Below are 24,713 nucleotides of genomic sequence, written 5' to 3'. Positions count from 1 at the left end.
CCGTGGACGGCCCGCCCCCGTCAGGGATCGGCTCAGCCCTGTACGCGCTCGATGGTGACCGACTCCAGGACGACGTCCTGGACGGGACGGTCACGCCGGTCGGTGTCGGTCTTGGCGATGGCGTCGACGACGTCCTGGCCCTCGACGACCTCACCGAAGATCGTGTGCTTGCCGTTGAGGTGCGGCGTGGGCACGACCGTGATGAAGAACTGCGAGCCGTTGGTGCCCTTGCCGAACCGCACGCCCGCGTTGGCCATGGCCAGCAGGTAGGGCCGGTTGAAGTAGAGGTCCGGGTGGATCTCGTCGTCGAACTCGTAGCCGGGGCCGCCGATGCCCTGGCCGAGCGGGTCGCCGCCCTGGATCATGAAACCGGAGATGACCCGGTGGAAGATGGTCCCGTCGTACAGACGGGCCGTGCTCTTCTCGCCCGACTCCGGATGCGTCCACTCGCGGGTGCCCTCGGCGAGCTCCACGAAGTTGCGGACGGTCTTCGGCGCCTGGTTCGGGAAAAGCTCGACCTTGATATCGCCGCGATTGGTCTTCAGATTTGCGATCAGCTTCTCAGCCACGAGACAGCTGCCCCCCTCTATGCACAGGGTTGTTTGTGATGTTCTGAGCAGTATGGCCGTTCGGCCTCCTGAGCCATCCTCCCATGGACCGCCATGATTGAGCCGCCTTGTCCAGGGAAGGTCAAGCGCGGGGCCCCAACGACAGGGGAGGTTGTCGTGTCCCTGACACTGAAGAGACGCCGCGTGGTAATAGAGGTACCCGCCACGTGGATGGGCCGCATGAAGGCCCAGGCCGTCAAGACCGGCCATCGCATGGCGCCAATGGCGGACCAGGCCAAGGTGGCCACCGCACAGCGCATCGAAGACGCCCGTTACTGGGCGGCGCCAAGGCTCGACGCCGCGGCGCACGGGTTCGAGGATCAGGTCGCCCCCAAGGTCAGCAGGATGCTGTCGGCGGCGGCCAAGCGAATCGACCCGAAACCGTCCCGGTCACGGCGGTGGCCGACGATGGTGCTGCTGACCGGTCTTGCGGTCGGCGCGATCGGCTACATGGCCTACCGTCGCAACGCCCAGCAGTGGACCGAGCACATGAAGGACTCTGCCTCCGATGCATCACGCTGGGTCGGTGAGAAGGCGGACAGGACCGCGCATTCAGCGGACCGGATGGCGTCCAACGTGCAGAACAAGACGGACCAGGCATCGCACAACATGCCCTGATCCGGACCGAAAGCGCGCCCCCGCTCTCACGAGAGCGGGGGCGCGCTTTCGCGTTCCGGCCCGTTGACGGTTCACCAAGCGCTTGCTACAAAGCCGAGCATGGCGCTGTCACCGCTCGACGATCACCCCGTGCACCAGACCGCCCAGGTCATGCGGCACGTCGCCACCTCCGACCGCAACTTCTACGACCGCTACTACTTCAACTGCCACGCCGGCACCGACGAGCTCATGCTGATCGTCGGCCTCGGCCAGTACCCCAACCTCGGCGTCACCGACGCCTTCGCCCTCGTAAGGCACGGCGACCTGCACCGGGTCGTGCGGGCCTCGCGCGAGCTGGGCCCCGACCGGATGGACACCAGGATCGGCCCCTTCCGGGTCGAGGTGATCGAAGGGCTCAAGCGGCTCCGCGTGATCCTGGAGCCGACCGAGCATGGCCTGTCCTTCGAGCTCGACTGGGAGGGGACGATCCCGGCGACCCTCGAACCCCGCCACTTCCTGCGCTGGCAGGAACGGGTGATGTTCGACTCCGTGCGGCTCGCCCAGACCGGCCGCTGGTCCGGCAGCATCACCGTCGGCGACCAGGTGATCCCGGTCACCCCCGACCGCTGGCTCGGCACCAGGGACCGGTCATGGGGCGTGCGGCCGGTGGGCGAGCCCGAGCCGCCCGGCATCCAGGCGAACAACCCCGGCACGTTCTACTGGCTGTACACGCCGATGAAGTTCGACGACCACGCCATCCTGTGCATCATCCAGGAGGACCACCGTGGCCGGCGGCTGCTGGAGGAGGCCGTGCGCGTCTGGACGGACGGGCGGGAGGAGGAGTACCTCGGCCGGCCGGACTACCGCCCGGTCTACGCCCCGGGCACCCGGGACGTCGTGGACGCCGTGATCGCCTTCTCACCGCCGGGCGGCAGGCCGTTCGAGGTGCGCTGCACGCCGGTGCTGCCGGTGCACCTCATGGCCGGCACCGGATACGGGCTGGAGCCGGAGTGGAGGCACGGCATGTACCAGGGGCCGGGGCCGGTCGTGCAGGGGGTGACGTACCGGCTGCCCGACGACGCCGCCAGGATGTGGGGCCTGGTCGACGCCGTCGGCCGCTTCGAGTATGACGGGCTCGTGGGCCACGGCCTGTACGAGTACTGGGCGCTCGGCCCGCACCCGTCGTTCCCCGGGTGAACCTACTTGGCGGGCTCGGCGGGGGCGCACACGATGTGGACGACCTTGCTGGGGTCGTCCAGCTGCTTGGCGCCCGGGGGAAGCTCGGTCGCGGGCAGCGCCGGAAGCATCCGCGCCGCCTCGCCTTCAGGAAGGGCGGTGGGCCCGGCCTCGGCATCGGTCAGGGGGGTCGCCGGGACGGCGGGCACGGCCTCGCCCTCGGGAACGGTGGCGCTCGGCGTGGTGGGCGCGGCCTCGGTGCCGGATTGAGGGGCGGTCGGAGCGGAAGGGGTGGTCGGGGCGGCCTCGGTGATCGTCCGGGGGGCGAGTTCGATCACGCGGCCCCGCTCGGCCTTGAGCTCCGGCGCGCCGTCCGCCCGCTCCCCCTTCTCGTCGCGCATGACGAAAATGCGGGCCGCCGGGCCGTCGGCGAGCTTGACCTCCTTGCCGTCCGGCGTCCGGCAGAAGACAGCCGTGGTGGTGGCGGTGGTGGCGTCGGGTGCGGGGGTTCCGTCGGCCAGGGCGGAGCCGCCCAGGCCCGCGAGCGCGAGCACCCCCACCGTGCCGAGGACCGCGAGACGTCGCTTGAACATGCATTCTCCTCAGTGGAATCCATCCGAACGCCCCCGAGCGTGCTCGCCCGCACCTGAAGCGACCCTGAACGCGCCCGAAATGATCTTCAGGTTGGCTTTAGGTTCGCTCAGGCACTCTGGACGTCGTGCGAGTGCTGCTGGTGGAGGACGAGGAACGGCTGGCCGGCCTGATCAAGGGCGGGCTGGCGGGCGAGGGCTTCGCCGTGGACGTGGCCCACGACGGGCGCGACGGCCTGTGGATGGCGACCGAGAACGCGTACGACGTGATCGTCCTGGACGTGATGCTGCCCAGGATGAACGGCTACACGGTCTGCTCCCGGCTGCGCGAGGCGGGCGACTGGACCCCGATCATGATGCTCACCGCCAAGGACGGCGTCCACGACGAGGCCGAGTCGCTCGACAACGGCGCCGACGACTACCTGGCCAAGCCGTTCTCGTACGTGGTGCTGCTGGCCCGGCTGCGCGCCCTGGTGCGGCGCGGCGGGACCGAGCGGCCGGTGACGATCACGGTCGGCGACCTGGTGGTGGACCCGGCCGGCCTGCGCTGCCGCAGGGGCGGGGTGGAGGTCGGGCTGACGCCGAAGGAGTTCGCGGTGCTGCACGCGCTGGCCCGCCGTCCCGGCGAGGTGGTCTCCAAGAGCGAGCTGCTGGCCCAGGCGTGGGACTTCTCCTACGACGGCGACCCGAACATCGTCGAGGTCTACATCAGCGCCCTGCGCAGGAAGATCGACCTGCCGTTCGGCCGGACGACGCTGGTGACCGTCCGGGGAGCGGGTTACCGGTTGGAGGCGGCATGAAGGCGCTGCTCGGACGGCCGACGTGGGCCCGGGTGTCGAGCGGGATGTCGTCGGTGCGGGTGCGGGCCACCGTCGCGGCGACGCTGGTGGTGGCCCTGGCGCTCGGCGTGGCCGCCCTGGTGCTGGTCATGGCGTTGCGCGGCACGCTGGAGGGCAACGCGGGCGAGGAGGCGGTCAGGCGCGCCGCGGCGGCGATGCCGTACGCGGAGACGGTGCCGATCATGCCGGAGGGGGCGACGCCGGCGGCCACGACGACCGCCGCTCAGATGAGCACCATCCTGGTGGACGACCTGTCCGTGGTGCGGCTCGCCGATCCGGACCTCGTCCTGGCCGGCCGCGCCACCGGCTCGCCCGCCCTGTGGGCGCAGCCGGCCGACTACGCCGTCGCGGGCCTGCAGGTGAGCACGCCGACCGGCCCGGCCACGCTCTGGTCGCGGGTCTCCCTGGACGGCGTGCAGAAGGCCGTCCAGGCCCTGTACGGCGCGTTGCTGCCCGGCGTGCCCGCCCTGCTGCTCGTGGTGGCCGGGATGACCTGGTTCTCCGTGGGCCGCGCGCTGGCCCCCGTGGCCGCGATCAGGGCCAAGGTGGCCGACATCACGGCCCGCGACCTGCACCAGCGCGTGCCGGTGCCGGGCTCCAAGGACGAGATCGCGGCCCTGGCCACCACCGTGAACGGCACCCTCGACCGCCTGGAGACGGCCGTGGGCCGGCACAAGCGGTTCGTCGCCGACGCCGCGCACGAGCTGCGCAGCCCCATCGCCACCCTGCGGGCCCGGCTCGAACTGGCCGAGCAGAGCGAGCTGACCCGCGAGGCGCTGGCCGACGTCGAACGCCTGCAGTCGCTGGCCGCCGACCTGCTCATGCTGGCCAAGCTGGACGCCGGCGAGCCGCTGCGCACCGACGAGCTGGACCTGGGTCAGGTGGCGGCCGAGGAGTCGCTGCGCGCCAGGCGGCGGCCGGAGATCAGGGTCGAGCTGGACATCGAGCCGGACGTGGTGCTGCACGGCTCCCGCGCCCACCTCGACCGGCTGGTCACCAACCTGACCGACAACGCGGTACGGCACGCCGCCTCGGCCGTACGCGTACGGGTGCGCGCCGAGAAGGGCCGGGCCGTGCTGGAGGTGCGCGACGACGGCCCGGGGATCCCGCCGGAGCACCGCGAGGCCGTCTTCGGCCGCTTCACCCGCCTGGACGAGGCGCGGGCGAGGGACGCCGGCGGCGCCGGGCTCGGCCTGCCCATCGCCAGGGACATCGCCCACCTGCACGGCGGCACCCTCACGTACACGGACGCCGGTTTCGTGGCCCGGTTCCCCCTCGCGGACGGAGCGCTCAGCCCCGTTTGACGGCCAGGGCGTAGTTCGTGCTGCGCTGGAAGATCTCGAAACCGGCGCGGGAGTAGACGCTGACGGCTCCCGTGGGGTTGTCGGCGTCGACGCCCAGCCCGGTCGTGTCGAACCCCTGCACGCGGAAGGCGGCCAGGGCGTGCGCGATCAGCGCGCCGGCCACGCCCTTGCCGCGCCACTCCCGGAGCGTGCCGATGATCTGGATCCAGGCCCGGCGCTCGCCGGCCAGCGCGTTGTAGCCCTCGAAGGTGTGGGTGATGAGCGTGCCCACCGGCCGCCCCTCGTGCAGGGCCAGGAACGACGATTCGGGCAGGAAGTTCTGGGAGCCGACGATGTAGTCGCGCCAGCTCTCCGGGGTGTGCGGCACGCTGCCCCAGTGGTCGAGGAACGCCTCGTTGCGTACGCGGCGGGCGCCCTCGTCCAGCTCGGGCGACCAGGGGGCGATGGTCACCCCGGCGGGCGGCGTGACGGCCGGCAGGTCGCCCGACAGCGAGCGTCCCATCTGGGCGAACCAGCGGTTGGCAACGAAACCGGCGCCCTCGGCCAGCGCCTTCAGCCCGACGTTGGTGTCGGGCGCGTAGAGGTGGATCTCCGGCTGCACGCCGGGAAAGGCCCGCTCGCTCAGCCCCGGCGCCGCGGCCAGGCTCCAATCGACGATCCGCCGCCCGAGCCCGCGCCTGCGGTGGGCGGGGTGCACGCCGCCCGACAGCCGCATGACGTGGGTGTCGGTGACGGACTGCCGGGTCGGCAGGTAGCCGTAGGCGACGATCTCGCCGCCCTGCCTGGCCGCGAGCGTCCCCGCGGCCAGGTCGATCAGGCGGTGGCCGAGCTGCTCCCTGACGTCGTCGAGGTCGTGGACCTCGCCCGTGCGGTCCTCGGCCTCGATCGCGGCCAGGAGTGCGGCGAGCGCCTCGGCGTCGTCAGGGGTCAGCGGTTCCCACACCAGGCTCATGGCCAGCAGCCTAGGACAGCCTGGCGGAGCACCCCAATTCTTTCCCGATGCGGACGATGCCTTCGGCGAAGCCCATTCTCGTCCGCTGTGCGAACCCGATGAAGAACCGGTTGGCCAGAGGCACGGCCCAGCGTCCCCGCTCGGCCACGTCGTAGACGCGGTGCTCCACGCGGGCGCCCTCGGGGTGCGGGAGCACGGTCCACTCGCCCCGGTACCACCAGCCGCCCTGGTAGGCCACGGTGTACCCGTCCTGCTCGACGGTCATCGGGTGTTCGGGCAGGGAACGCGTCAGGGCCTGCCACACCTGCTCGGCCGGGGCGCCGACCACCCCGGCCACCTCGGTGATCAGCCGTTTCCTCACGGCTTGCGCACCCGGCTGTTCTGGAAGGAGGCGAACCGCCAGCCTTCCGGCGTGCGCAGCGCGGTCAGCGTGACGACGGACTCCCTGCTCGGGTCGGGCACGCCGGCCACCGACGAGCTGCCGCCGGCGATCACCAGCGCGACGTCGTCGGTCAGCGGCCTGACGAGCGGCGCGGGGCCGCCCTCGGCGAGCTTGACGGAGGTCTCGAACAGCGCTCGGTGGGTCTCCTCGATCGCCTTCCTGCCCCGCAGGTGCAGGCCGAAGAAGGTGATGTAGTCGGCGTCCTCGGTGAACAGGCCGGCGTAGGCGGCGGAGTCGCCGGCGTTCCAGGTCTCGGTCATCCGCTCCACCAGGCGGGTGATCTCTTCGGACATGGCACAGCTCCTTTCGTCGCGGCGCCTATCCTGGGAGTTGCGCGTCCGGGCAGGGCAGGCGCCGTGTTCGGATGTCCGGCCGCCGGGGTGTTGGCGCACCCCGGCGGCCCTTCTCTCACCCCTCGATCGTGCTCGTCCAGGCGAGCTCGCCCTGGTCGAGCCGGTCGAGAAGGTTTCTGATCCAGGCGAGCTCGGCGGCGTGCAGCGCCTGCTCGCACTCGACCTCCAGCATGAGGATCTCGGGCAGGCCACTGTCGCGCATGGCCTTGATGTGTCCTTCCATCCCGGCGAGCGTGCCTTCGAGGGTGGCGGCGCGGGTGCGCAGCGCCCGCTGCGCCTCGGGCAGCGGCAGGCAGCCGATCAGCGAGATGGCCGCCACGAAGGCGCGCCGGTCGGGGTCGGGCTGCTCCAGCAGCCGCCGGAGCCGGGTGATCAGCTCCTCGCGGCCCTCGTCGGTGATCTCGTAGACCGTGCGCTCGGGCCGGCGGCCCTCGCGCCCGGTCGCGGCGGGGACGATCAGCTCGTCCCCGGCCAGCCGCTCGACCGCGTGGTAGAGGCTGCGCGGCAGGCCGGTGATGTAGTCCTTGTGCGTGTCGATGATGAAGCGGTGGAGCTCGTAGGGGTGGCTCGGCTGCATCGTGAGCAGGGCGAGCACGGTCAGGTCGACCAGGCCCTTGCGTTGTGCCATGTTGCCTCCCCCTATATTGCAGTTTGCAATATAGCTCACCTGTCGAGCTGGAGGAAGGCCCGCTCGATCGCCTGCCGCGACACCTCCTCCGGGTACGGGAACCGTGTGATCGAGTCGCGCAGCCCCTCCACGTGGGCCTTCGCGGCCAGCTCCGCCACCAGCGCCAGCTCGGCCTGCTGCTCCTGGACGAAGGCCCGGCCGACCACCGCGCCGTGCCCCGGCACGAACACCGGCTCGGGCAGCGCGTCGAGCATCGCGGCCGTCGTGTCCGGCCAGTCGAGCGGGTAGGAGTCGCCGAACGCCGGCGGCGCGCCCTCCTCGACCAGGTCACCGGCGAACACCACGCCGGCGTCCGGCACGTGCACGACGATGTCGTTGCTGCTGTGGCCGAGCCCGAAGTGCCGCAGGTGCACCATGCGTCCGCCGATGTCGAGGCTGGCCGAGGTGGTGAAGGTGTGGTCGGGCGGCACGATGGCGATCTCCTCCATCTCCGCGCGGCGGTCCGGCAGCCGTTCGATGACGTCCGCGCGGTGCCGCTCGCCGTAGACGTCGATCTCCTCGGCGCACCGGACGTGGCTCCAGATCTCGGCGGGACGGAAGAGCGCGTTGCCGAAGTAGTGGTCGAAATGCGAATGGCTGTTCACGACCGTCCACGGGTGGCCGGTGATCGTCCTGATCGCGTCGATCAGGTCGGCCGCCTCCCGGTGGGAGCTGCGGGTGTCGAGCACCAGGCAGTGCCCGTCGCCCACGATCAGGCCCGTGTTCAGGTCGAAGGACTCATGGCGGCGCACGTAGACCCGGTCGCCGACCTCCTGCCACTGCTCGTTCATGGCAACGAACCTTACTTTTCGGACTTCCCGCCGGTCATCCCCGAAGGTAGGCCAGCACGGCCAGGACCCGGCGGTGGCCGTCGGACTCGGGCGGCAGGTCGAGCTTGGTGAAGATGCCGGCGATGTGCTTGGCCACCGCGGCGTCGGTGACGACCAGCTCCCTGGCGATCGAGGCGTTCGCGCGGCCCTCGGCGATCAGGGCGAGCACCTGCTGCTCGCGCGGGGTGAGCCGGGCCAGCGGGTCGCGCCGCCGGCGCAGGAGCTGGCGCACCACCTCCGGGTCCACGACCGTGCCGCCCGCGGCCACCCGGTCGAGCGCGTCGACGAACTCGCGCACGTCGCCGATCCGGTCCTTCAGCAGGTAGCCGACGCCCGCGCCGGCGCCGGACTCCAGCAGCTCGGCCGCGTACGTCTGCTCGACGTACTGGCTGAGCACGAGGACGGCCAGGTCGGGGTGGCGGCGGCGCAGGCCGAGCGCGGCGCGCAGGCCCTCGTCGGTGAAGTCCGGGGGCATGCGCACGTCGGTCACCACGGCGTCGGGGCGGTGCTCGGCGACCGCCGCGACCAGGGCTTCGGCGTCGCCGACCGAGGCCGCCACGGTGTGGCCGAACCGTTCGAGGAGCCCTGCCAGCCCCTCGCGGAGCAGCACGGCATCCTCGGCGATCACGACGCGCACGGAATCTCCACTCGTACCAGGGTCGGGCCGCCCGGCGGGCTGGACACCGACAATCTTCCCGCCACCACGGCGAGCCGGTCGGCCAGGCCGGTCAGCCCGGTGCCCCTGGCCGGGTCCGCGCCGCCGACGCCGTCGTCGCGCACCTCGACGGCCAGCGTGCCGGCCGCCGTCCGGGCGGTGACCGTGGCCCTGGTGGCTCCGCTGTGCCTGGCCACGTTCGCCAGCGCCTCGCTGACCACGTAGTAGGCGGTGACCTCGACGGGCGCGGGCAGCCGTCCCAGCTCGTCGGCGTCCACGTCCACGGGGACGGGCGAGCGTCCGGCCACGTCGCGGATCGCCGCGCCCAGCCCGCGGTCGGTGAGCACCTGCGAGTGCACGCCCCGGATCAGCTCGCGCAGCTCGGCCAGCGCCTGCCTGGCCTCGTCGTGCGCCACGTCGAGCAGCCGGGCCGTCGGCGAGTCGTCGGGCACGTCCAGCCGGGCGAGGCCGAGCGTCATCGACAGCGCGACCAGCCGCTGCTGCGCGCCGTCGTGCAGGTCGCGCTCGATCCTGCGGCGTTCGGTCTCGAACGCGTCCACCAGGCGCGCCCGCGACCGCACGACCTCGCCCAGCTCCGACCCGGCCGGCGCGAGCACCGCCCTGACCATCGCGCCGCGCGCCCCGCCCCAGGCCGTGATCGTGTACGCCGCCACCGGCAGCAGCAGCACCCCCGCCACGCTCGCCACGGCGCCGAGGCCCGGCCCGGCCTCCGGCTGGACCACGGGCGACAGGATCAGCAGCACCGGCCCTCCGACGGTGAACCCCAGCATGACCAGGTCGATCCACCACATCGCGAACACCGTCATGACCGCGACCCCGATCTCCCGCCGGCGCCGGTCGGGCACCGGCGGCAGCGGCACGGTGTCCACCAGACGCAGCCGCACCCGTTCGAACCGGGCGATCAGCGGCACGACCAGCGCCATCAGCACCGGCACGAGCAGCAGGCCGGCCGGCGGCCCGGCGAGCCCGACCGCGATGGCCCCGAGGGCGACGGCCGCCCCCGGGACCACGCTGCCCACCAGGTACGCCACGCACCGCCACGGCCAGGCCGACCGGAGGAAGCCGGGCGGCCGCCGCGTGAGCGCTTCGAGCGCGGTCCTGTCTCCCACCCGGTGACCGTATCCGGGGCCGGGAACGGCCCGCAGTAGTGCAGGGTCTACCGTCGGCGGCTCAGCCCGCCATCAGCGGCTCGGCGGCGGTGCGCAGCTCGGCGCTGAACGGCGTGGGCCGGAAGGTCTGCGGATCGAGGTTGACGTTGACGCGGTAGCCCTCGGCGTGCACCACCGAGCGGTCCTGCGACAGGACGCGGAAGCCGTACACGCCGCTGGTGCGGCCCATGCGGTCGATCCAGAAGTCGACCTGCACCTCGCCCGCGCCCATGACCGGCGCGTTGTAGGTGATCTTGAACTCGCGTACGGCCAGGTAGAGGTCCTTGAACTTGGAGATCGCCGGGTCGAAGCTCCAGCCCTGCTCGGCCCAGTAGGCGGAGATCGCGCGCTCGACCAGCAGGGCGTAACGCGAGTTGTGCAGCAGGCCCATCGCGTCGAGGTCGTCGAAGTGCACCTGGGCGGGGCGGGTCTGGGTCACGCGAACTCCTTCAGTCGGTCGTGGACGGCTCGGCGGGCCCGCTCGTAGGCGGCCTCGCCCCTGCCGAGCAGGCGGGTGTGGGTGACCGCGGCCTCGCCGAGGGCGTCGATCTCGTACGCGAGCTGCGCCGGGTCGGTCTCCGGGGGCAGCTCCCCCAGCTCGACCGCCTCCCGGACCAGCCGCTCGATGAACCTCAGCCAGTCGGCCATCGACTCGGCCACCCGGTCCCTGACCGGGCCGGGACGGTCGTCGAACTCCACCCGCGCCGTGTAGAAGAAGCACCCGCCGGGCAGGACGCCTCTCTCGTAGAACCGCAGGCGGGCCTCGTGCAGGGCCAGGACGCGGGCCACGCCGGGAGGGGCCTTGAGCGCGGGCTTGACGATCTCGTCGGTCCATTGGCGGACGGCCCACTCGATGGTGTCGAGCTGAAGTTGCTCTTTATCCCTCCAATGGGCGAAAAATCCGGATTTGCTGACTCCGGCGGCTTCGGCCAGCCGGCCCAGGGTCAGCCCGTCCAGACCGTGCACCGAGGCCAGCGACACGGCCTGCCCGAGGATCGCCTCACGGCTGCGCTGCCCGCGCGCCCGGCGACCGTCTTCCTTCACGTCGGCCATGCCGCCAGCATACATTAACGACCGATCGTTCAGATTGCTGGGTCAGATCCTTCCGGAGCGCACCCCGTCAGATCCTTCCGGAGCGCACCGCGACCGCGTCGAAGATCCGGACCGCCGCCGCGGCGTCCGCGTCCGCGAGCGGGCAGTCGAGCTGGGGATCGTTGCCGTCGAGCCCCGACTCGCGCTCGACGATCCGCGCCACCTGGTACATCAGGTCCACGACCCGGCCCGCGGCCTCACCGTGCCACCAGTAGGGCACGCTGATCCCCCAGCCGCCCGCCCAGTGGTCCACGGAGATGCCGGTGCCCTCGTGTTCGAGCTCCCAGTTGGGCGGGTCCTCGAAGACCGTCACGTCGCCGAGCAGCGCGCGGGCCTGGGTGACGACGTTGTTCCAGGCCACCGGGTCCGGCGGGCGCGGCTCGGCGTCCTCCGAGCCGAAGTACAGGTCGTAGCTCATGGTGGACGAAACTAGCGCCCACCCCTGACGAATCCACGCAAAATACGCTGAACGACAACAACCAGCGCGAGCGCCACCCCGACCCCCACCACCACGGAACTCCCCCCGCGGGCCGCCCGCGCGGCCACGGGCGCCGCCCCGCCGGCGGTGACCTCCGAGTAGACGTCGTCGATGATCAGGTTGAACCGGCGTTCCCTGCGCGACCCGGCGCTCGCCGTCCGCAGCGTCCGCGCCTGCCGCCAGAAGTCACGCCCGATCGGCCCGGCGAGCACGGTGGCGGCGATCTCCCGCAGGTGCGCCTCGGTGATCGAGCGCAGCTCCCACATCAGCAGCCAGTGGTTGAGGATCATGTTCACGTACAGGTGGGCCCGCTGGCCCTCCTCGTCGCCGGAGGCGAAGAACGCTCCCCAGCAGGCCCGGTAGAGCGGGTCGTCCATCGCCATCTTCATCAGGTCGCCGTGCAGCGTGCGCAGCGCCTGCTCCCTGGCGGACTTGGCCTCCCTGGCCTGGAGCACGAGCGAGAACGCCACGCCGATGAGCGCGAGGACGGCCAGGATGGCCGAGGCCGCGCCGTACGTCTGGCCGATGTCGCCGAGCACCGACCAGTCGCCGCGGCTGCGCCCCAGGGCGGCCAGGAAGAACGGCGAGGCGACGACCAGCCCGGCAGCGGCGACCACCGACAGCAGGAGCAGGATGGTCACCCAGTAGCGTCCGAACGACCGCCTGTTCACCGGGCTACAACGTGGCGGAGTGGCGCAGGGGCGGGGGGAGGACGTCGCGTTCGGCGGCCATGTACGGAATGAGCTCCACCCCCTGGCCGAAGATCTTCTCCATGTCGTCTCCGCAGCTCTCGATCAACGACCGGTCGAGGATCTTGCGCGCTCCGGTCAGTGTGCCGTCCTCGCTGTAGAGCACCTCGTACATGACCGTCGAGTCAAGGACGACCAGCTCGGGCAGCGGCCCGGGGAAGCCGAGCGCGGGCAGGCGGTCGGCTTCGAGCACGCGGATGTGCTCACCCGCCAGCGCCCGCAGGCGGATGTAGTAGAGCTCCCACTGCAGGTAGCGGCTGAAGGGCCGCTCGACGAGCCGGACGCGCCGCATCGCGAACTCCCCCGCCTCGCGCAGCGGCCGCTGGATCTCGTGGCGGCGTTCGTCGATGAGCCGGATCGCCTCGCCCCAGTCGCCGGCGTCGAGGGCCAGCCAGCTCGGCTCGTCCGGCTCGCGGTAGCTCTGGCGGGTCTCCAGTTTCCAGAAGACGCGTTCGAGCCCTTGGAAGTACGGCCAGAAATCGGAGAAATACTCATCTGGAGTGAGCAGCTGGGACTGCGCCGCAGCGACGTTTCTAAGCATCAGGGATATCCGGCTTGGCGGCTACGAGCATCTTGCGAGGAATGACGACCAGGCGTTCGTCTCGGGCAATACTAACCCCCGCGGGCAGGCGGCCACGATAACTCTCCGTGAGGTCGCGTCCGATCACCGCGATATCGCCGTTGGAAAGCTCCCAGATGTCAGGACATGAGGGACTTGCCGTGGTATCGCCGAGCTCAAGGGCCGACCTCCCCAGGCGTCGTCGCAGTTCGGCCGATGCGTCAGCTTCCCATGGACGCGCCACGGCAAAACCTCTTTTCCCTGGTGGCGTTACGCATGAGTGTGACATCGAATGCCATGACGGACAATGTCCCTGTCACGGAAGAGTGAATTCACTGCGGCGGCAGTAATGTTTTCACGGTGCGCGCCGGATCATTCTCCCTCTGCGCGCTTGCGGAACTCCAGCCCCTCGAACGCCCCCGACGTGCGCCAGCCGTCGATGTAGGCGAAGTACGCCATCGCCCCCTGTGGATGGCCGATGTTCAGCCGGCCTTTCATGCCGGCGTCGCGGCCCTCGTTGTTGTAGTAGCCGGGGGTGCAGTCGGCGGAGGCGCCCAGGATGCTTCCGGGGCCCGACAGCAGCAGCTCGATCCAGGCGTCCTCGGCCTCCTGGGTCGCCTCGACCTCGTCGAAGCCCTGGTCGAGCGCGTGGCTGACGATCGTGGCGATGGTCCGGCCGGCCTCGGTGAGGTTGTGCGGGATGTTGGAGATGAGGTTCGCGCCCTGCGTGGGCTGGACGACGAAGACGTTCGGGAAGCCGTGCACGTGGATGCCGTGCAAAGTGCGCATGCCGTCCGCCCAGCGGTCGGTGAGCCGGAGGCCGTCGCGGCCGGTCAGCTCGTAGCCGGCGCGCCGGGTGTAGTCGGTGGTCACCTCGAAGCCCGAGGCGTAGATGACGCAGTCGACCTCGTACTCGACGCCCGCGGCCACCACCCCGCGCCCGGTGACGCGCTCGACGCCCTTGCCGTCGGTGTCCACCAGGCGGGTGCCCGGCACGTTGAAGGACTGCAGGTACTCGTCGTGGAAGCAGGGACGCTTGCAGAGCTGGCGGTACCAGGCCTTGAGCTTCGCCGCGGTCTCCGGGTCGGCGACGATCGCGTCGACGCGGGCCCGGATCTCCTCCATCTTCTCGAAGTCGGACTCCTCGTACGCCTGCGCCATCTTCTCCAGGGTCAGGTCCTCGGGCGGCAGGGCCGCGATGCGGGCGCGGACCCGGCGGGCGATGTCGGTCCAGCCGTCCATCACCAGGTCCTCGTCGACCAGGCCGCCGGTCTGGTTGCCGGTGAAGTTCTCCAGCCAGCGCTGCTGCCAGCCGGGGGTGGCGATCCCGGCGAACCAGGCGGGGTCGGTGGGCCGGTTGTCGCGCACGTCCACCGAGGAGGGGGTGCGCTGGAACACGTACAGCTCGGCGCAGGCGCGGGCCAGGTGCGGCACGCACTGGACGGCCGTCGCGCCCGTGCCGATGACGGCGACGCGCTTGTCCGCCAGCCGGTCCATGGGCGCGCCCGTGGGGTCGCCGCCGGTGTAGTCGTAGTCCCAGCGGCTGGTGTGGAACGAATGCCCGCGGAACTCGTCGATGCCCGGGATGCCGGGGAGTTTGGGCACGTGCAGCGGGCCGATGCCCATGACCACGAACCGGGCGGTGAAGGCGTCGCCGCGGTTCGTCCGGACGGTCCAGCGCGACCGGGACGCGTCCCACTCCAGGTCCTGGACCTCGGTGTGGAAGAGCGCGTCGTCGTACAGGCCGTAGTGCTTGCCGATGCGGCGGCAGTGTTCCAGGATCTCGGGCGCGTGCGCGTACTTCTCCGTCGGCATGTGGCCGGTCTCCTCCAGGAGCGGCATGTACACGAACGACGCGGTGTCGCACTGGGCTCCCGGGTAGCGGTTCCAGTACCAGGTGCCGCCGAAGTCGCCGCCCTTCTCGACGATCCGCACGTCGCCGACCCCCGCCTCCCTGAGCCGGGCGCCGGTGACGAGCCCGGCGAACCCGCCGCCGACGACGGCCACCGTCACGTGGTCGGTCTTCGCTTCGCGCTCGGTCCTCGGCGTGTACGGGTCGTCGAGGTAGTGGGCGAAGCGGCCGGTGAGGCGGACGTACTGGTCGTCGCCGTCCGGGCGCAGCCGCTTGTCGCGCTCTTCGAGGTATTTGCGGCGGAGGGCTTCTTTGTCCATACGTCCTCCGGGGACGAGGTTCCGAATTCCAGAATGTCATTCGCGAATCTCGTTCGACAAGGCCCGCGGACGGGCGAAGCGGGCCCGCAGCCGACCGAGGACCGGCGGACCGCCCGCGAAGCACCACAACGCGATCACCGGATCGCAGATGGCGCAGCCGAAGGAGGAGTCCGCGGCGAAGGGCAGCAGCGGGCTGCCCTGGAGGTGGTGCAGCACGTCCCAGGCGGTGTGCAGCAGCCAGCCGATGCCGATGAACGTCCAGCTCTCCAGCCCGCGGTAGGCGACGTAGGTCATCACGACCGGCAGCAGGAACTCCCAGTAGCCGAGCCCGCCGCCGCTGAGGTAGGCGGCGCCCGCGCCGGCCACCAGCACGGCGTTGGCGCGGCGGCCGTGCGGCTCGGGGATCAGGGAGACGAGGGAGACGGCGACCAGGCCGATCAGGATCGGCATGAGGATGGACATGGGGCACTTCCTGCCGGTTTCGAGGGGAACGCAGCCAGGTCCTACCGCGCCTCTTTCCGGCCTCTGGTCACGGACGAGCCTCTCGTCACGGACGGACCTCTCCTCACGGAGGGACCTCTCGTCACGGACGGACCTCTCGTCACGGAGGGACCTCTCGTCACGGACGCAGCGCCGTGAGCGCGCTCTCCCAGACGTAGGTGTCGTTGCCGTCGCCCGCGCTCGGCGTGTGCGGCTCGAACTGCCCCGGCCCGATCAGGACGCGCACCCCCTCCGACCGCAGCTCCTCGACGCTGCGCCGGAAGGGCGCGCGGGCGGCGAGCGCGCTGTTGACGAACGGCAGCACGACCACGGGGATGCCGAGCCCCGGGGCCTCGGCCAGCAGCCCGAGCGCGTAGGTGTCGGCGACGCCCATGGCGAACTTGTTGATCGTGTTGTACGTGGCCGGGGCGACGATGATCGCGTCGGCCCTCGGCGGCCTGGGCTCGTGCGGCTTGCGGTAACGGCTGCGGACCGGGCGCCCGGTCAGGCGCTCCAGCTCCGGCACGTCGATGAAGCCGAGCGCCGACGGCGTGGCGACGACCTGGACGTCCCAGCCCTCCTCCTGGGCCGGGACGACCAGCCTGGCCACGTCGCCGGCCGGGCCGGCCGCGCACACGATGACATAGAGACTGCGTGCCGGTGTCTTCACGGTTGAGATCGTAGGACGCCCGCCGCCCCCTCGACCTCGCGTACGCGGGCGGCGACCTCCGGCGTGAGGTGGCGGGCCAGCACCTCCAGGGCGGCGGTGACCTCGCGGACCGCCTCGGGGGCCGGATCGGGCAGGGCGGCGGCGAGGGCGTCGTCGATCGTGGCGGCCCTGACCTCGGCGACCCGGGCGGAGGGCGTCGCAGCGGGACGGATGAGCCGCCGCCGCCGGTCGGCCGGATCGGGCACGCCCTCGATCGACCCCGTGGACTCCAGCCGGGCGACGGCCGTGGACACCTGGCTCTGCGGCAGGCCGGTCCGCGCCGCGATCTCGCTGACCGTCGTGCCGGGGTGGGCGACCACGTCGCCGAGGACGACGAGCACCGTACGGACCGAGCCCCGGGGGCCGTCGCCCTTCGGCTGGGGCATCGCCTGCTCGCCGATCTTCATGAGGGTGCGGCCGAGCAGGAACAGTTCGACTCCGTTCATGAAGTCATGATACATCTATATCGATACATCTATTTAGATGCTTTTTCCCTAGCGGAGGAGACCCCCATGAACGCCCTTCCCGTCCCAGGCGCCACCCTCCACTTCCAGGTCGAGGGCAGCGGCCCGGTCCTGTTGTTGTCGCAGAGCGGCGAGGGCGACGCCGATCGCACCGCCGACCTCGTGCCGCTCCTGGCCGACGCCTTCACCGTCGTCACCTACGACCGGCGCGGCCTGTCGCGCAGCACCCTCGACCCCGCCGCGCCGCCCGTCACCATGGCCGACCACGCCGACGACGTCGCGCGGCTGCTCGCCGAGGTCGCCGACGGGCCCGCCCTGATGGCCGGGTTCAGCATGGGAGGCGCGATCGGCCTGCGGGTCGCGGCCCGCCACCCCGGCGTGCTCGGCACGCTGATCGCGCACGAGCCCGTGCTGCCGAACCTGCTGCCCGCCGCCGGCCGCGCCGAGCACGTGGCCGAGTTGGCGGCCATCCAGCGGGCGTACGCGGACGGGGGGCTGGCCGCGGCCTTCCCCGCGATCACCCGGCACCTCGGCATCGACCCGGCCCACGACGAGACCGAGGACGGCCTCACCCCGCAGCCGCTCACGGCCAGGCGGCAGGCCAACTTCGGGTTCTTCATCGGGACGGAGTTCACGGCCGTCATGGAGGACGACCTCGCCCCGGCGGAGACGGTGGGCACCGGGACCCGGGTGATCCCGGCGATCGGCCTCGCCACCCGGCCGTCGGTGCACACCTACCGCTGCGCGCTCGCGCTGGCCGAGCTGCTCGGCGTCGAGCCGGTCACGCTGCCGGGCGGCCACAACGGCAACACGGCCTTCCCGCGCGCGACGGCTCGGGCGCTCAAGGAACTGCTGGCTCCCGGCCAGTGAACATGCGGCCGGCTGGACGTGCGGTCAGCGGCCGCAGGTGCGGAGCATGTTGGACAGCGCCACGCGCTCGCTGCGCGTCACGAACAGGCGGTAGTGGTGCTTCACGGTGATCCACGACGTCGCGTAGCGGCACCAGTAGGCGCGGCGGCGCGGACGCCAGCTCTGCGGCCCCTGCCCGCCCTTGGCGATGTTGGCGGAATGACTGACGGTGACCAGCTCAGGACGGGTGAGATCGTTGGCGAAGGCCCGCCGCCGCGCCTGGCTCCACCTCTTGGCGCCCGAGCGCCAGGCGTAGGCCAGCGGGACGACGTGGTCGACGTCCACCATGCGCTCGCTCTTCAACCGCCTGCCGTCGTACGGGCTGTACCAGACGCCCTTCACCGGATGGCAGGCCGCGTTCCTGCGCACCCGCCGCCCGTCCCGGGCCAGGACGGTCTCGCGTACGTCACACCTTCCCTTGTGACGTCCCCACCTGGGCTGGAACCGGCGGTGGGTGTAGCCGCGCAGGGATAAGGGCCTGGCGACCCGTAGCTGGGCCAGCATGCGGCGGGCCCGCGCCGCACCGGCCTGCGCGCCCGCGTGGGCGCGCGCGCCGGACTGCGCCGCGGCCGGCTGCGGCGCGGCGACGACCTCGGTGATCGGGACGACCAGAAAGGCGAGGACGGCCATCAGGACGGCCCGTCTCAGGAAGATCATGCTTTACCCCATACCCACCCAGGACGGACCTCCTCCAAGTGGATGGCCAGCCCTCCGCAAGTGGGGGTGCGTACCTTCCCGAACCATGAGAAAGCTCCCTCTCCTCCTCGCCGCCCTGACCGCCGCCTCCGCCACCGCGCTGCCCGCGACCGCGTCCCTCGCGTCGGCCTCCACCGCCGGGAAGACGCTCTCCTTCCGCGGCATGACGCTGCGGATCCCCGCCGACTGGAAGGTGCACCGGTCGGGCGACCACGTCGTGGTGGTGACCGGGTTGTTGTGCAAGAAGCCGGAGCCGTTCGCGCCCGACTGCGAGAGCTTCTGGATCTTCGGCCCGAAGGACTACACGAACGTGCCGGTCGGCGGCGGGTCCGTCACGTACACGGGCAAGCAGCAGTTCCATCCGTTCAGCGGGGTGATCCCGTGCCCGTTCAACTCCAACCTGAGCTGGTATCCCGGCGAGAAGGCGTCCTACCGCGGGCTGCGGCCGGTGGGCTCCGGGCACAAGGCGACGTACACCACCTGGCCGAACCGCTGCGTGACGAACGACACCGGCCGCACCACCGCCAGGTGGAACGAGAAGGAGTGGTTCCTGCCGCGGTCCGGGATCCTGGTGGTGGACGCCTGGAACACCTACGGGCTGGCCGGCGTGCTCAAGCGCGCCACCTGGAGCTGATCCCGCACGTCCCGGTTTCCGGCACCATGGGCGGTGGTTCGGTGATGCGGGGTGAGGGATGACGAGCCGGTTCTTCATCGGTGAGGGGTACGCGTCGTACCAGGGGCCGTCGGCGGACAACTCGCTCCATCGTCACGCCGCCTACCAGGTGACGGCCGCCGTGGAGGGCGAGGTGACCGTCATCGACGAGCGGGGGGCGTGTCATCGCGGGCCTGCCCTGATCATCCCGCCCATGGTCCGGCACCGCATGCCGGGGGCGCCGGACGTCCGCATCTGGTTCGTCGAGCCGCAGTGCTCGTACGCGTCCGCCCTGCGCGACCGCTGCACCCCGGCCCCCGACCGGTCATCCACCGGCTCCGGCCTTTCAGCTGCGGGAGGCAGCTCCCCCGCCGGCTCGGGCCTTCCGCCCACCGTCGGCTCCTTCGGCGGCTCCGGCTTCCCGTCCGTCGGTGGGGTGATCACCGCGGCCGCCGACCTGCATGCCCTCCGTGAGGAGGACTTCCGTCTGGTGGCGGAGCCTCGGCCGTCCCGGGCGCTCGATCCGCGCCTGGTGATCGCGATGGAGGCGTTGACGTCGCGGAACCTCCTGGTCGCCGACGCGGCCGCGCAGGCCGGGCTGTCCCCCCAACGCCTGCGCGCCCTGGCCCGGCTGCAACTCGGCATGCCGCTCGCCCGGTGGCGCATCTGGCGGCGGCTCACCCGCGCGGCCCGCGCCCTGGCCGACGGCCGCTCGATCGCCGAGGCCGCGCTCGACGGCGGCTTCGCCGACCAGGCCCACTTCCACCGGCAGCTGCGCGACATGCTGGGGCTCACACCGGCGACCGTGCTGCCGCTACTGCGCCGGTCAGCCGCTGGCGGCCACGTAGACGGAGATCGAGCCGGTCAGCCGCGGTCGGCCACGTAGACGGAGATCGAGCCGGTCAGCCGCGGGTGGCCACGTAGACGGAGATCGAGCCGGTCACCGTCCGCACGACCTCCGCCTCCCGGACGTCCGCGAACCCCGCGCCGGTCATCAGCTCCGGCAGCACGCCGTCCGCGTTGGGCTGCGTGTCCCGCACCCCGTCGGCCAGTTGCACGACACGGAACGCCAGCCGCATCGACGCCGTCCGCTGCCATCCGTAGTCGGCGATCACCAGCTTGCCGCCGGGCCGCAGCACGGCGTGCATCGAGGCGAGGATCGCGCGTTTCATCGGAAGCGGACATTGGTGGAGGACCAGGCTCGACATCGCCGTGTCGGCCGAACCCGGCCCCAGCAGGCCGGTCAGCGCGTCCCCCATGCCGAGCCGCCATTCCGGGGCCGTACCGCTCGCCCTGCTCTTGCGTCGCGCCTGGGCCAGCGTCTCCGGATCGGGGTCGACGCCGATGATTCGGGCCCGCGGTTCGAGGCGGTGCAGCAGCATGGCCTGCGAACCGGTGCCGCAGCCGACGTCCACGATCGTGTCGTCGGGCCTGGGGGCGACGTGCATGGCCACCAGGCTGCGCCACAGCCGTTCCCGCGTCAGGGCGACCACCGGGTCGTACAGGCGGGTGAACTTCAGGCGTCCGAGGGCGGGGGTGAAGGTCTGTTGCGACATGAGCGCAGTCTCAGCCGTACGCCACATCCCGGTCTTGAACGAAACGCTCGGCCGACCCCGTTCATCCTGGACGCCGGCCGCTCTGACCACCTCTGCGCCTGCGCGGGCGTCGCTGACGTACCGGCGCGGTCGAGGAATCGTAGCCGGACCATCGCAACATCAAGATGGACAGGCCGACGACCGTGGTCACCGCACCGGAGAAGAGGCCCAGAAGCACCAGGACGCTTTCGCCTTCCCCCGGACGGGCCGGTCTCGACCCATTCGCCCATGGCCCATGCCTGAGTGGCGACCAGCACCCCGAAAAGGGTCGTGACCGTGCCCAGCAGATAGCCAGGAGTCCGCGCCCATGCCCCTTTCACGGCGAGCACGAACCCCCCGACCAGCGCGATCGGCACGGTGACGAACTGCCCCATCTCCAGGGCCATCAGCGTCGAGAGTCGCGCATGCTGAAAATCGTCCGCACGTAGCGGCGGCCACAGGACCAGGCACAGCGCAGCACCGGCAAGCAGGCCTATCGCGAACAACCGGAGCATCGCCACGGGCAGCATGATCCCGGACCAACCCACCGAACCACCAGACGTTTGACCATACTCATCGACCGGCGGACCGCCCGCTCCAAACCGGGTGGTACGGTATGCGTCATGCGGATGATCCACTCATTTCTCGGCTGGTGGCGCCCCTAACCGGGCGGCACTGCTCATCCGCGCAGACCTGACAAAGCGGCCGCCCAGTCCCGGGCGGCCCGTCGGTGTCCTCATCTCTCGGCCGATCCAGGACGACAGGCGGCTCCCGACCTGAGGGAGCTCCACCGATGCCACGACGTCTCACGGGTTTCACGCCGTCCGGCGACCTGCACCTCGGCAACTACTTCGGCGCCATCGCGCCGATCATCGCCGGTCAGACCACCACGGACACCGTCGTCTTCATCTCCGACCTGCACGCGCTCACCCTGGACCACGACCCCACCCAGGTGCACCGGCGAACCCTGGAATTCGCCACCCTGCTGCTCGCCGCCGGCACCGACCCCGAGTCCTGCCTGTTCCTCGTCCAGTCGCACGTCCCGGAACACACCGAACTGCACTACCTGCTCGAATGCACCACGGGCTACGGCGAGGCCCAGCGGATGATCCAGTTCAAGGAGAAGTCCGGCCGTCAGCAGCAGGTCCGCATGTCGCTGCTGACGTACCCGATCCTCATGGCCGCCGACATCCTGCTGTACGACACCGACGAAGTCCCCGTCGGCGAGGACCAACGCCAGCACGTCGAGCTGGCCAGAACCGTCGCCCAGCGGTTCAACACCCGGTACGCCCCCGTCTTCACCGTGCCCACGGCGGTCAACCCGCCGGTGGCCGCCCGTCTCATGGACCTGACGTCCCCGGCCGACAAGATGAGCAAGTCGGCCGCCACGCCGGGCGGCGCCCTGCGCCTGCTCGACGAGCCCGACGTGCTGCGGCGCAAGGTGATGCGCGCGGTCACCGACGCGGACAACACGGTCGCGTACGACCCCGACCGCAAACCCGGCGTCTCGAACCTCCTGGCCATCCTGGCCGCCTGCACCGGCCACGCCCCTGAGGACCTGGCGTCCCGGTTCGACCGCTACGGCGAGCTCAAGGAGGCGGTGGCCGACGCGGTGGTGGCCACCCTCACCCCCATCCGCGACCGCTACGTGCACCTGTCGGAAGATCCCGGCCACGTCCAGAAGGCCCTGCGGGCCGGCGCCGAACAAGCCCGCGACCTGGCCGGCGCCAAGGTCCGTCAGGCCAAGGCAGCCATCGGCCTGCTCCCCGCCTGACTGCGACTCAACCCCGCACCACGCCCGCCTCCGACCCCGCACCGGAGGCGGGCACGCGCCCCCCGCCGATCAGGACATGGACCCCGTCGGAGCCCTCGCAAATCCGCCCGAGCACCCGCAGAAAACGACGACCGTGCGGATACAGGTTGCTCCCGGGAGGTCCCGGCGTCAGAGCAGCGCCAGGCAGGCCGCGAACGGCAGCGGGATGAGCACCGCCGTGCCGAGCCGGGCCGCAAGCCCCCGCCCGCGCCGGACCGGGAGAACCACGTCGACCACGACCACCAGCGCCAGGATGACGGCGCCGGTCACCGCCAGGAGGAATATGACGACGCTCGCGTGATCGAGCGTCGTGTAGTTGCAGTTGACGAGACCCGGCTTGGCGAGGTCTTCCGTGCTCCTGCAGTCCATCGGCAGGTACTCGGTCAGTAGCCAGCGCGCCAGAGCGAGCGGCAGGGCCGCGGGCACGCCGAGCGCGAGGTTGGCCAGGGCGGGGCCCAAGAGCCCGCTCCTTGCTCGTCGCTCACGCCGAGAAGGCGGGTCCGTCCTGCGCACAGCCATCGACACGCCCTCTGCTCTTCGGTAACCCGCCAGGGGCATCATGACCTACGACGCCCGGCCGACCCTTATCGGCTGACCTGTTCCCATGCGACGCCTACAGGCAGCTTGGCAGCGGGACGGCCGGTCAATCACGCAGGCGAATCGCGGCTTCGATGCGAAGGCCGACACCGATCCCAGCGAAAATGAGCGTCCCGAGGAGAGCATTGGTGGAGAGCTCTTGCTGGAAAATGAGATCGAAAGCGGTCACCACCGCTGCAAGTATGAAAGCGGCGTTCCCCAGGGCTCTCACGGTAAGGGCGTCACCTGTTGCGCCTGTTTCCGGGGTGGCGGCGTCGTCCGGCTCATTCACACGGCAGAGCATCGCAGAAGAGTCCGGAGCAGCACAGGCAGCAGATCGGGATGTGGCGTCCGGTGGAAGGACGCGGCTGTCGGCTGGGCCCCTCATTCCTACGAGCCCGTTTCCCGGCCTGGAGAGGTGACGGCTTGCGGCAGCACGGCTCTACTTGTCCACCCGCGTACGCTACCGCCATGCTGCCCGATTTCGCCTATCACCCGGCCCCCCTCAACACGGGATCGGTGACGGCATCTGATGCCGCCTGCGTGTGTTGCGAGAGACAGAGAGGCTACGTCTATACAGGGCCGGTCTACTGCGTCGAGTCTCTCGCCGGTGAGCCATGCCCCTGGTGCATCGCGGACGGAAGTCTGGCAACCCGCTTCGATGCCACCTTCGTGGACGTGTATGACGTCCCGGACGACGTCCCAACGAAGGTGATCGAGGTCATCAGCCGCCGCACCCCCGGTTTCTCCACCTGGCAGGGAAACCGTTGGCTGTTCCATTGTGGCGACGGAGCTGCTTTCCTCGGCGCAGTCGGGGCATCGGAACTCGTCGCTTACCCGGATGCGCGGGAAATGCTGCGCTTCGAGAATTCCACCGGCGGGTGGACCACCGAGCAGGTGGACGAATTCCTTGCCGCGCTCGACAAAGACGGCAACCCGACCGGCTACCTGTTCAGGTGCCGCAACTGCGGGATCCACATGGCGTACGCGGACTACACCTGACCTCGGTTGTGCACGCCGAGCCCCTATTGGGACGGCACCTGGCTGGCATTTATCGAGGCTCGTTCAGCGTCGGTCAGGCCGGCTTCCGCGAGGATGGCCTGGACCGTCGCGTTCTTTCCTCGGACGTAGTCGTCCATGTCGGCGGCGTTCCCGGCAGCGTGCTTCTTCACCATGGCGTACTGGTCGCGAAGTCTCGCGTTGGTTCGCAGGGTGTCTCTGACCGCGAGATGATTGCGGAGGGACAGCGAACCGTCGACGATGACGTAGGTGTGGGTCCCGGCGAGTCGTGCGGGTGCCTTGAAGGCCCATCTCTGGGGGATCCCCCGCTCGCCCAACGGCGAGAACCCCAGGCCGATCAGGACGTCCGTGGCGGCGGCGACATCCTGCTCCGCCACCACGATGTCGCAGTCGATGATCGGCTTGGCGGCCAGCCCGGGAACTGACGTGCTGCCGACATGTTCGATGGAGATCACGGCGACTTCGGCGGCTGCCAATGCCTCGGCGTACTCCCTGCGCAGCGCCTCGAACCGATCCGGCCATATGGGGTCATAGTCGACCATCGTGATCACGGCTGGAGCCTAGTGGGCGGACAGGCATCCGCGAGCG

At 70.9% G+C, this 24,713-nt stretch carries 33 protein-coding genes; 9 read left to right on the top strand and 24 right to left on the bottom strand.

The annotated features are described in order from the left end of the window. Positions 1-32: 32 nt before the first annotated feature. The gene (locus ACFYUV_RS26125) at positions 33-569 is read right to left on the bottom strand and encodes a peptidylprolyl isomerase (protein WP_352363322.1); all 537 of its coding nucleotides are present in this window, start codon (positions 567-569) and stop codon (positions 33-35) included. Between the two features lie 219 nt (positions 570-788). Here ACFYUV_RS26125 and ACFYUV_RS26120 point away from each other — a divergent pair, with 219 nt between their 5' ends. Both ACFYUV_RS26120 and ACFYUV_RS26115 read left to right on the top strand, forming a co-directional pair. Beyond that, positions 789-1,226 carry a hypothetical protein gene (locus ACFYUV_RS26120; protein WP_352363324.1) on the top strand — a complete coding sequence of 146 codons (438 nt, stop codon included), beginning with the start codon at positions 789-791 and terminating at the stop codon, positions 1,224-1,226. Between the two features lie 99 nt (positions 1,227-1,325). Then, positions 1,326-2,402, top strand: a complete 1,077-nt coding sequence (locus tag ACFYUV_RS26115) for a hypothetical protein (protein ID WP_387671994.1) — start codon at positions 1,326-1,328, stop codon at positions 2,400-2,402. Positions 2,403-2,404: 2 nt separating this feature from the next. On the opposite strand, the gene ACFYUV_RS26110 is transcribed toward ACFYUV_RS26115, so the two are convergent. After that, the gene (locus ACFYUV_RS26110) at positions 2,405-2,974 is read right to left on the bottom strand and encodes a hypothetical protein (protein ID WP_387671991.1); all 570 of its coding nucleotides are present in this window, start codon (positions 2,972-2,974) and stop codon (positions 2,405-2,407) included. A 125-nt stretch (positions 2,975-3,099) separates the two neighbouring features. Between ACFYUV_RS26110 and ACFYUV_RS26105 the strand changes: the two genes are divergently transcribed. Together ACFYUV_RS26105 and ACFYUV_RS26100 are read left to right on the top strand one after the other, a co-directional pair. Beyond that, complete coding sequence (locus tag ACFYUV_RS26105) at positions 3,100-3,771, top strand: response regulator transcription factor (protein ID WP_387651341.1); 672 nt, start codon at positions 3,100-3,102, stop codon at positions 3,769-3,771. After that, positions 3,768-5,114, top strand: a complete 1,347-nt coding sequence (locus tag ACFYUV_RS26100; protein WP_387671989.1) for an ATP-binding protein — start codon at positions 3,768-3,770, stop codon at positions 5,112-5,114. The genes ACFYUV_RS26105 and ACFYUV_RS26100 overlap by 4 nt, the downstream gene beginning before the upstream one ends. On the opposite strand, the gene ACFYUV_RS26095 is transcribed toward ACFYUV_RS26100, so the two are convergent. The 17 genes from ACFYUV_RS26095 to ACFYUV_RS26015 all read right to left on the bottom strand — a co-directional run bounded on the left by ACFYUV_RS26095 (position 5,101) and on the right by ACFYUV_RS26015 (position 16,867). Further along, the gene (locus ACFYUV_RS26095) at positions 5,101-6,066 is read right to left on the bottom strand and encodes a GNAT family N-acetyltransferase (protein ID WP_387671986.1); all 966 of its coding nucleotides are present in this window, start codon (positions 6,064-6,066) and stop codon (positions 5,101-5,103) included. The genes ACFYUV_RS26100 and ACFYUV_RS26095 overlap by 14 nt on opposite strands. 10 nt (positions 6,067-6,076) lie before the next feature. After that, positions 6,077-6,427 carry a hypothetical protein gene (locus tag ACFYUV_RS26090; protein WP_387671983.1) on the bottom strand — a complete coding sequence of 117 codons (351 nt, stop codon included), beginning with the start codon at positions 6,425-6,427 and terminating at the stop codon, positions 6,077-6,079. After that, positions 6,424-6,801 carry an SgcJ/EcaC family oxidoreductase gene (locus ACFYUV_RS26085; RefSeq protein WP_387671980.1) on the bottom strand — a complete coding sequence of 126 codons (378 nt, stop codon included), beginning with the start codon at positions 6,799-6,801 and terminating at the stop codon, positions 6,424-6,426. The genes ACFYUV_RS26090 and ACFYUV_RS26085 overlap by 4 nt, the downstream gene beginning before the upstream one ends. Positions 6,802-6,916: 115 nt before the next feature. Next, a complete protein-coding gene (locus ACFYUV_RS26080; RefSeq protein WP_387671977.1) occupies positions 6,917-7,489 on the bottom strand; it encodes a PadR family transcriptional regulator in 573 nt (190 codons plus the stop codon). Positions 7,490-7,524: 35 nt separating this feature from the next. Further along, the gene (locus ACFYUV_RS26075) at positions 7,525-8,319 is read right to left on the bottom strand and encodes an MBL fold metallo-hydrolase (RefSeq protein WP_387671974.1); all 795 of its coding nucleotides are present in this window, start codon (positions 8,317-8,319) and stop codon (positions 7,525-7,527) included. Between the two features lie 34 nt (positions 8,320-8,353). Next, positions 8,354-8,995, bottom strand: coding sequence for a response regulator (locus ACFYUV_RS26070; protein ID WP_387671972.1), 642 nt, complete (start codon positions 8,993-8,995; stop codon positions 8,354-8,356). Beyond that, a complete protein-coding gene (locus ACFYUV_RS26065; RefSeq protein WP_387671968.1) occupies positions 8,983-10,143 on the bottom strand; it encodes a sensor histidine kinase in 1,161 nt (386 codons plus the stop codon). Before ACFYUV_RS26065 ends, ACFYUV_RS26070 begins: the two co-directional genes overlap by 13 nt. A gap of 61 nt (positions 10,144-10,204) precedes the next feature. Then, positions 10,205-10,621, bottom strand: coding sequence for a thioesterase family protein (locus ACFYUV_RS26060; protein WP_352363345.1), 417 nt, complete (start codon positions 10,619-10,621; stop codon positions 10,205-10,207). Continuing rightward, positions 10,618-11,235, bottom strand: a complete 618-nt coding sequence (locus ACFYUV_RS26055; RefSeq protein ID WP_387671965.1) for a TetR/AcrR family transcriptional regulator — start codon at positions 11,233-11,235, stop codon at positions 10,618-10,620. The genes ACFYUV_RS26060 and ACFYUV_RS26055 overlap by 4 nt, the downstream gene beginning before the upstream one ends. A gap of 67 nt (positions 11,236-11,302) precedes the next feature. Further along, on the bottom strand, positions 11,303-11,692 hold the full coding sequence (locus tag ACFYUV_RS26050; RefSeq protein WP_387671962.1) for a hypothetical protein: 390 nt from the start codon (positions 11,690-11,692) through the stop codon (positions 11,303-11,305). Between the two features lie 11 nt (positions 11,693-11,703). After that, positions 11,704-12,423 (bottom strand): DUF6082 family protein, encoded by a 720-nt coding sequence (locus ACFYUV_RS26045; protein WP_387671959.1) that lies wholly within the window; start codon positions 12,421-12,423, stop codon positions 11,704-11,706. Positions 12,424-12,427: 4 nt separating this feature from the next. Then, positions 12,428-13,042 (bottom strand): DUF6879 family protein, encoded by a 615-nt coding sequence (locus ACFYUV_RS26040; protein WP_387671956.1) that lies wholly within the window; start codon positions 13,040-13,042, stop codon positions 12,428-12,430. Beyond that, on the bottom strand, positions 13,035-13,304 hold the full coding sequence (locus ACFYUV_RS26035) for a hypothetical protein (protein ID WP_358291054.1): 270 nt from the start codon (positions 13,302-13,304) through the stop codon (positions 13,035-13,037). Before ACFYUV_RS26035 ends, ACFYUV_RS26040 begins: the two co-directional genes overlap by 8 nt. Before the next feature lie 128 nt (positions 13,305-13,432). Continuing rightward, complete coding sequence (locus ACFYUV_RS26030; protein ID WP_387671953.1) at positions 13,433-15,232, bottom strand: flavin-containing monooxygenase; 1,800 nt, start codon at positions 15,230-15,232, stop codon at positions 13,433-13,435. 36 nt (positions 15,233-15,268) lie between these two features. Further along, a complete protein-coding gene (locus ACFYUV_RS26025) occupies positions 15,269-15,694 on the bottom strand; it encodes a DUF6010 family protein (protein ID WP_352363358.1) in 426 nt (141 codons plus the stop codon). Between the two features lie 157 nt (positions 15,695-15,851). Then, positions 15,852-16,382, bottom strand: coding sequence for a flavoprotein (locus ACFYUV_RS26020; RefSeq protein ID WP_387671949.1), 531 nt, complete (start codon positions 16,380-16,382; stop codon positions 15,852-15,854). Further along, on the bottom strand, positions 16,379-16,867 hold the full coding sequence (locus ACFYUV_RS26015; RefSeq protein WP_364333401.1) for a MarR family transcriptional regulator: 489 nt from the start codon (positions 16,865-16,867) through the stop codon (positions 16,379-16,381). Before ACFYUV_RS26015 ends, ACFYUV_RS26020 begins: the two co-directional genes overlap by 4 nt. Before the next feature lie 66 nt (positions 16,868-16,933). Between ACFYUV_RS26015 and ACFYUV_RS26010 the strand changes: the two genes are divergently transcribed. After that, entirely contained in the window at positions 16,934-17,755 is an 822-nt protein-coding gene (locus ACFYUV_RS26010) for an alpha/beta fold hydrolase (protein ID WP_387671945.1), read from the top strand. 24 nt (positions 17,756-17,779) lie between these two features. Here the strand turns inward: ACFYUV_RS26010 and ACFYUV_RS26005 are convergent, their stop codons facing one another. Further along, complete coding sequence (locus ACFYUV_RS26005) at positions 17,780-18,451, bottom strand: HNH endonuclease family protein (protein ID WP_387671942.1); 672 nt, start codon at positions 18,449-18,451, stop codon at positions 17,780-17,782. A gap of 85 nt (positions 18,452-18,536) precedes the next feature. On the opposite strand from ACFYUV_RS26005, the gene ACFYUV_RS26000 reads away from it, so the two are divergent. Together ACFYUV_RS26000 and ACFYUV_RS25995 are read left to right on the top strand one after the other, a co-directional pair. Then, entirely contained in the window at positions 18,537-19,124 is a 588-nt protein-coding gene (locus tag ACFYUV_RS26000; RefSeq protein WP_387671939.1) for a hypothetical protein, read from the top strand. 58 nt (positions 19,125-19,182) lie between these two features. Then, positions 19,183-20,028 (top strand): helix-turn-helix domain-containing protein, encoded by an 846-nt coding sequence (locus ACFYUV_RS25995; RefSeq protein ID WP_387671936.1) that lies wholly within the window; start codon positions 19,183-19,185, stop codon positions 20,026-20,028. A gap of 16 nt (positions 20,029-20,044) precedes the next feature. Here ACFYUV_RS25995 and ACFYUV_RS25990 read toward each other — a convergent pair whose 3' ends face one another. Next, complete coding sequence (locus tag ACFYUV_RS25990) at positions 20,045-20,698, bottom strand: class I SAM-dependent methyltransferase (RefSeq protein ID WP_387671933.1); 654 nt, start codon at positions 20,696-20,698, stop codon at positions 20,045-20,047. 811 nt (positions 20,699-21,509) lie between these two features. Here ACFYUV_RS25990 and trpS point away from each other — a divergent pair. After that, positions 21,510-22,490 (top strand): tryptophan--tRNA ligase, encoded by a 981-nt coding sequence (gene trpS / locus ACFYUV_RS25985; RefSeq protein WP_387671930.1) that lies wholly within the window; start codon positions 21,510-21,512, stop codon positions 22,488-22,490. Positions 22,491-22,658: 168 nt separating this feature from the next. Here trpS and ACFYUV_RS25980 read toward each other — a convergent pair whose 3' ends face one another. Then, positions 22,659-22,988, bottom strand: coding sequence for a hypothetical protein (locus tag ACFYUV_RS25980; protein ID WP_387671927.1), 330 nt, complete (start codon positions 22,986-22,988; stop codon positions 22,659-22,661). 184 nt (positions 22,989-23,172) lie between these two features. After that, entirely contained in the window at positions 23,173-23,397 is a 225-nt protein-coding gene (locus ACFYUV_RS25975) for a hypothetical protein (RefSeq protein ID WP_387671924.1), read from the bottom strand. A 179-nt stretch (positions 23,398-23,576) separates the two neighbouring features. On the opposite strand from ACFYUV_RS25975, the gene ACFYUV_RS25970 reads away from it, so the two are divergent. Next, positions 23,577-24,107 carry a CbrC family protein gene (locus ACFYUV_RS25970; RefSeq protein ID WP_387671921.1) on the top strand — a complete coding sequence of 177 codons (531 nt, stop codon included), beginning with the start codon at positions 23,577-23,579 and terminating at the stop codon, positions 24,105-24,107. 23 nt (positions 24,108-24,130) lie between these two features. Here the strand turns inward: ACFYUV_RS25970 and ACFYUV_RS25965 are convergent, their stop codons facing one another. After that, the gene (locus tag ACFYUV_RS25965) at positions 24,131-24,667 is read right to left on the bottom strand and encodes a GrpB family protein (protein ID WP_387672210.1); all 537 of its coding nucleotides are present in this window, start codon (positions 24,665-24,667) and stop codon (positions 24,131-24,133) included. Between the last annotated feature and the right edge of the window lie 46 nt (positions 24,668-24,713).

The organism is Nonomuraea sp. NPDC003560, from assembly GCF_042878785.1.
Taxonomy (GTDB): domain Bacteria; phylum Actinomycetota; class Actinomycetes; order Streptosporangiales; family Streptosporangiaceae; genus Nonomuraea.
This window is presented reverse-complemented; position numbering and strand designations above follow the sequence as displayed.

What these genes read in the sequence shown, in the direction of transcription:
- ACFYUV_RS26120 (WP_352363324.1), top strand. Translation starts at nt 789, where the DNA reads ATGAAGGCCCAGGCCGTCAAGACCGGCCATCGCATGGCGCCAATGGCG.
- ACFYUV_RS26115 (WP_387671994.1), top strand. Translation starts at nt 1,326, where the DNA reads ATGGCGCTGTCACCGCTCGACGATCACCCCGTGCACCAGACCGCCCAG.
- ACFYUV_RS26110 (WP_387671991.1), bottom strand. Translation starts at nt 2,974, where the DNA reads ATGTTCAAGCGACGTCTCGCGGTCCTCGGCACGGTGGGGGTGCTCGCG.
- ACFYUV_RS26100 (WP_387671989.1), top strand. Translation starts at nt 3,768, where the DNA reads ATGAAGGCGCTGCTCGGACGGCCGACGTGGGCCCGGGTGTCGAGCGGG.
- ACFYUV_RS26095 (WP_387671986.1), bottom strand. Translation starts at nt 6,066, where the DNA reads ATGAGCCTGGTGTGGGAACCGCTGACCCCTGACGACGCCGAGGCGCTC.
- ACFYUV_RS26085 (WP_387671980.1), bottom strand. Translation starts at nt 6,801, where the DNA reads ATGTCCGAAGAGATCACCCGCCTGGTGGAGCGGATGACCGAGACCTGG.
- ACFYUV_RS26080 (WP_387671977.1), bottom strand. Translation starts at nt 7,489, where the DNA reads ATGGCACAACGCAAGGGCCTGGTCGACCTGACCGTGCTCGCCCTGCTC.
- ACFYUV_RS26075 (WP_387671974.1), bottom strand. Translation starts at nt 8,319, where the DNA reads ATGAACGAGCAGTGGCAGGAGGTCGGCGACCGGGTCTACGTGCGCCGC.
- ACFYUV_RS26055 (WP_387671965.1), bottom strand. Translation starts at nt 11,235, where the DNA reads ATGGCCGACGTGAAGGAAGACGGTCGCCGGGCGCGCGGGCAGCGCAGC.
- ACFYUV_RS26050 (WP_387671962.1), bottom strand. Translation starts at nt 11,692, where the DNA reads ATGAGCTACGACCTGTACTTCGGCTCGGAGGACGCCGAGCCGCGCCCG.
- ACFYUV_RS26040 (WP_387671956.1), bottom strand. Translation starts at nt 13,042, where the DNA reads ATGCTTAGAAACGTCGCTGCGGCGCAGTCCCAGCTGCTCACTCCAGAT.
- ACFYUV_RS26030 (WP_387671953.1), bottom strand. Translation starts at nt 15,232, where the DNA reads ATGGACAAAGAAGCCCTCCGCCGCAAATACCTCGAAGAGCGCGACAAG.
- ACFYUV_RS26025 (WP_352363358.1), bottom strand. Translation starts at nt 15,694, where the DNA reads ATGTCCATCCTCATGCCGATCCTGATCGGCCTGGTCGCCGTCTCCCTC.
- ACFYUV_RS26015 (WP_364333401.1), bottom strand. Translation starts at nt 16,867, where the DNA reads ATGAACGGAGTCGAACTGTTCCTGCTCGGCCGCACCCTCATGAAGATC.
- ACFYUV_RS26010 (WP_387671945.1), top strand. Translation starts at nt 16,934, where the DNA reads ATGAACGCCCTTCCCGTCCCAGGCGCCACCCTCCACTTCCAGGTCGAG.
- ACFYUV_RS26005 (WP_387671942.1), bottom strand. Translation starts at nt 18,451, where the DNA reads ATGATCTTCCTGAGACGGGCCGTCCTGATGGCCGTCCTCGCCTTTCTG.
- ACFYUV_RS26000 (WP_387671939.1), top strand. Translation starts at nt 18,537, where the DNA reads ATGAGAAAGCTCCCTCTCCTCCTCGCCGCCCTGACCGCCGCCTCCGCC.
- ACFYUV_RS25995 (WP_387671936.1), top strand. Translation starts at nt 19,183, where the DNA reads ATGACGAGCCGGTTCTTCATCGGTGAGGGGTACGCGTCGTACCAGGGG.
- ACFYUV_RS25990 (WP_387671933.1), bottom strand. Translation starts at nt 20,698, where the DNA reads ATGTCGCAACAGACCTTCACCCCCGCCCTCGGACGCCTGAAGTTCACC.
- trpS (WP_387671930.1), top strand. Translation starts at nt 21,510, where the DNA reads ATGCCACGACGTCTCACGGGTTTCACGCCGTCCGGCGACCTGCACCTC.
- ACFYUV_RS25970 (WP_387671921.1), top strand. Translation starts at nt 23,577, where the DNA reads ATGCTGCCCGATTTCGCCTATCACCCGGCCCCCCTCAACACGGGATCG.
- ACFYUV_RS25965 (WP_387672210.1), bottom strand. Translation starts at nt 24,667, where the DNA reads ATGGTCGACTATGACCCCATATGGCCGGATCGGTTCGAGGCGCTGCGC.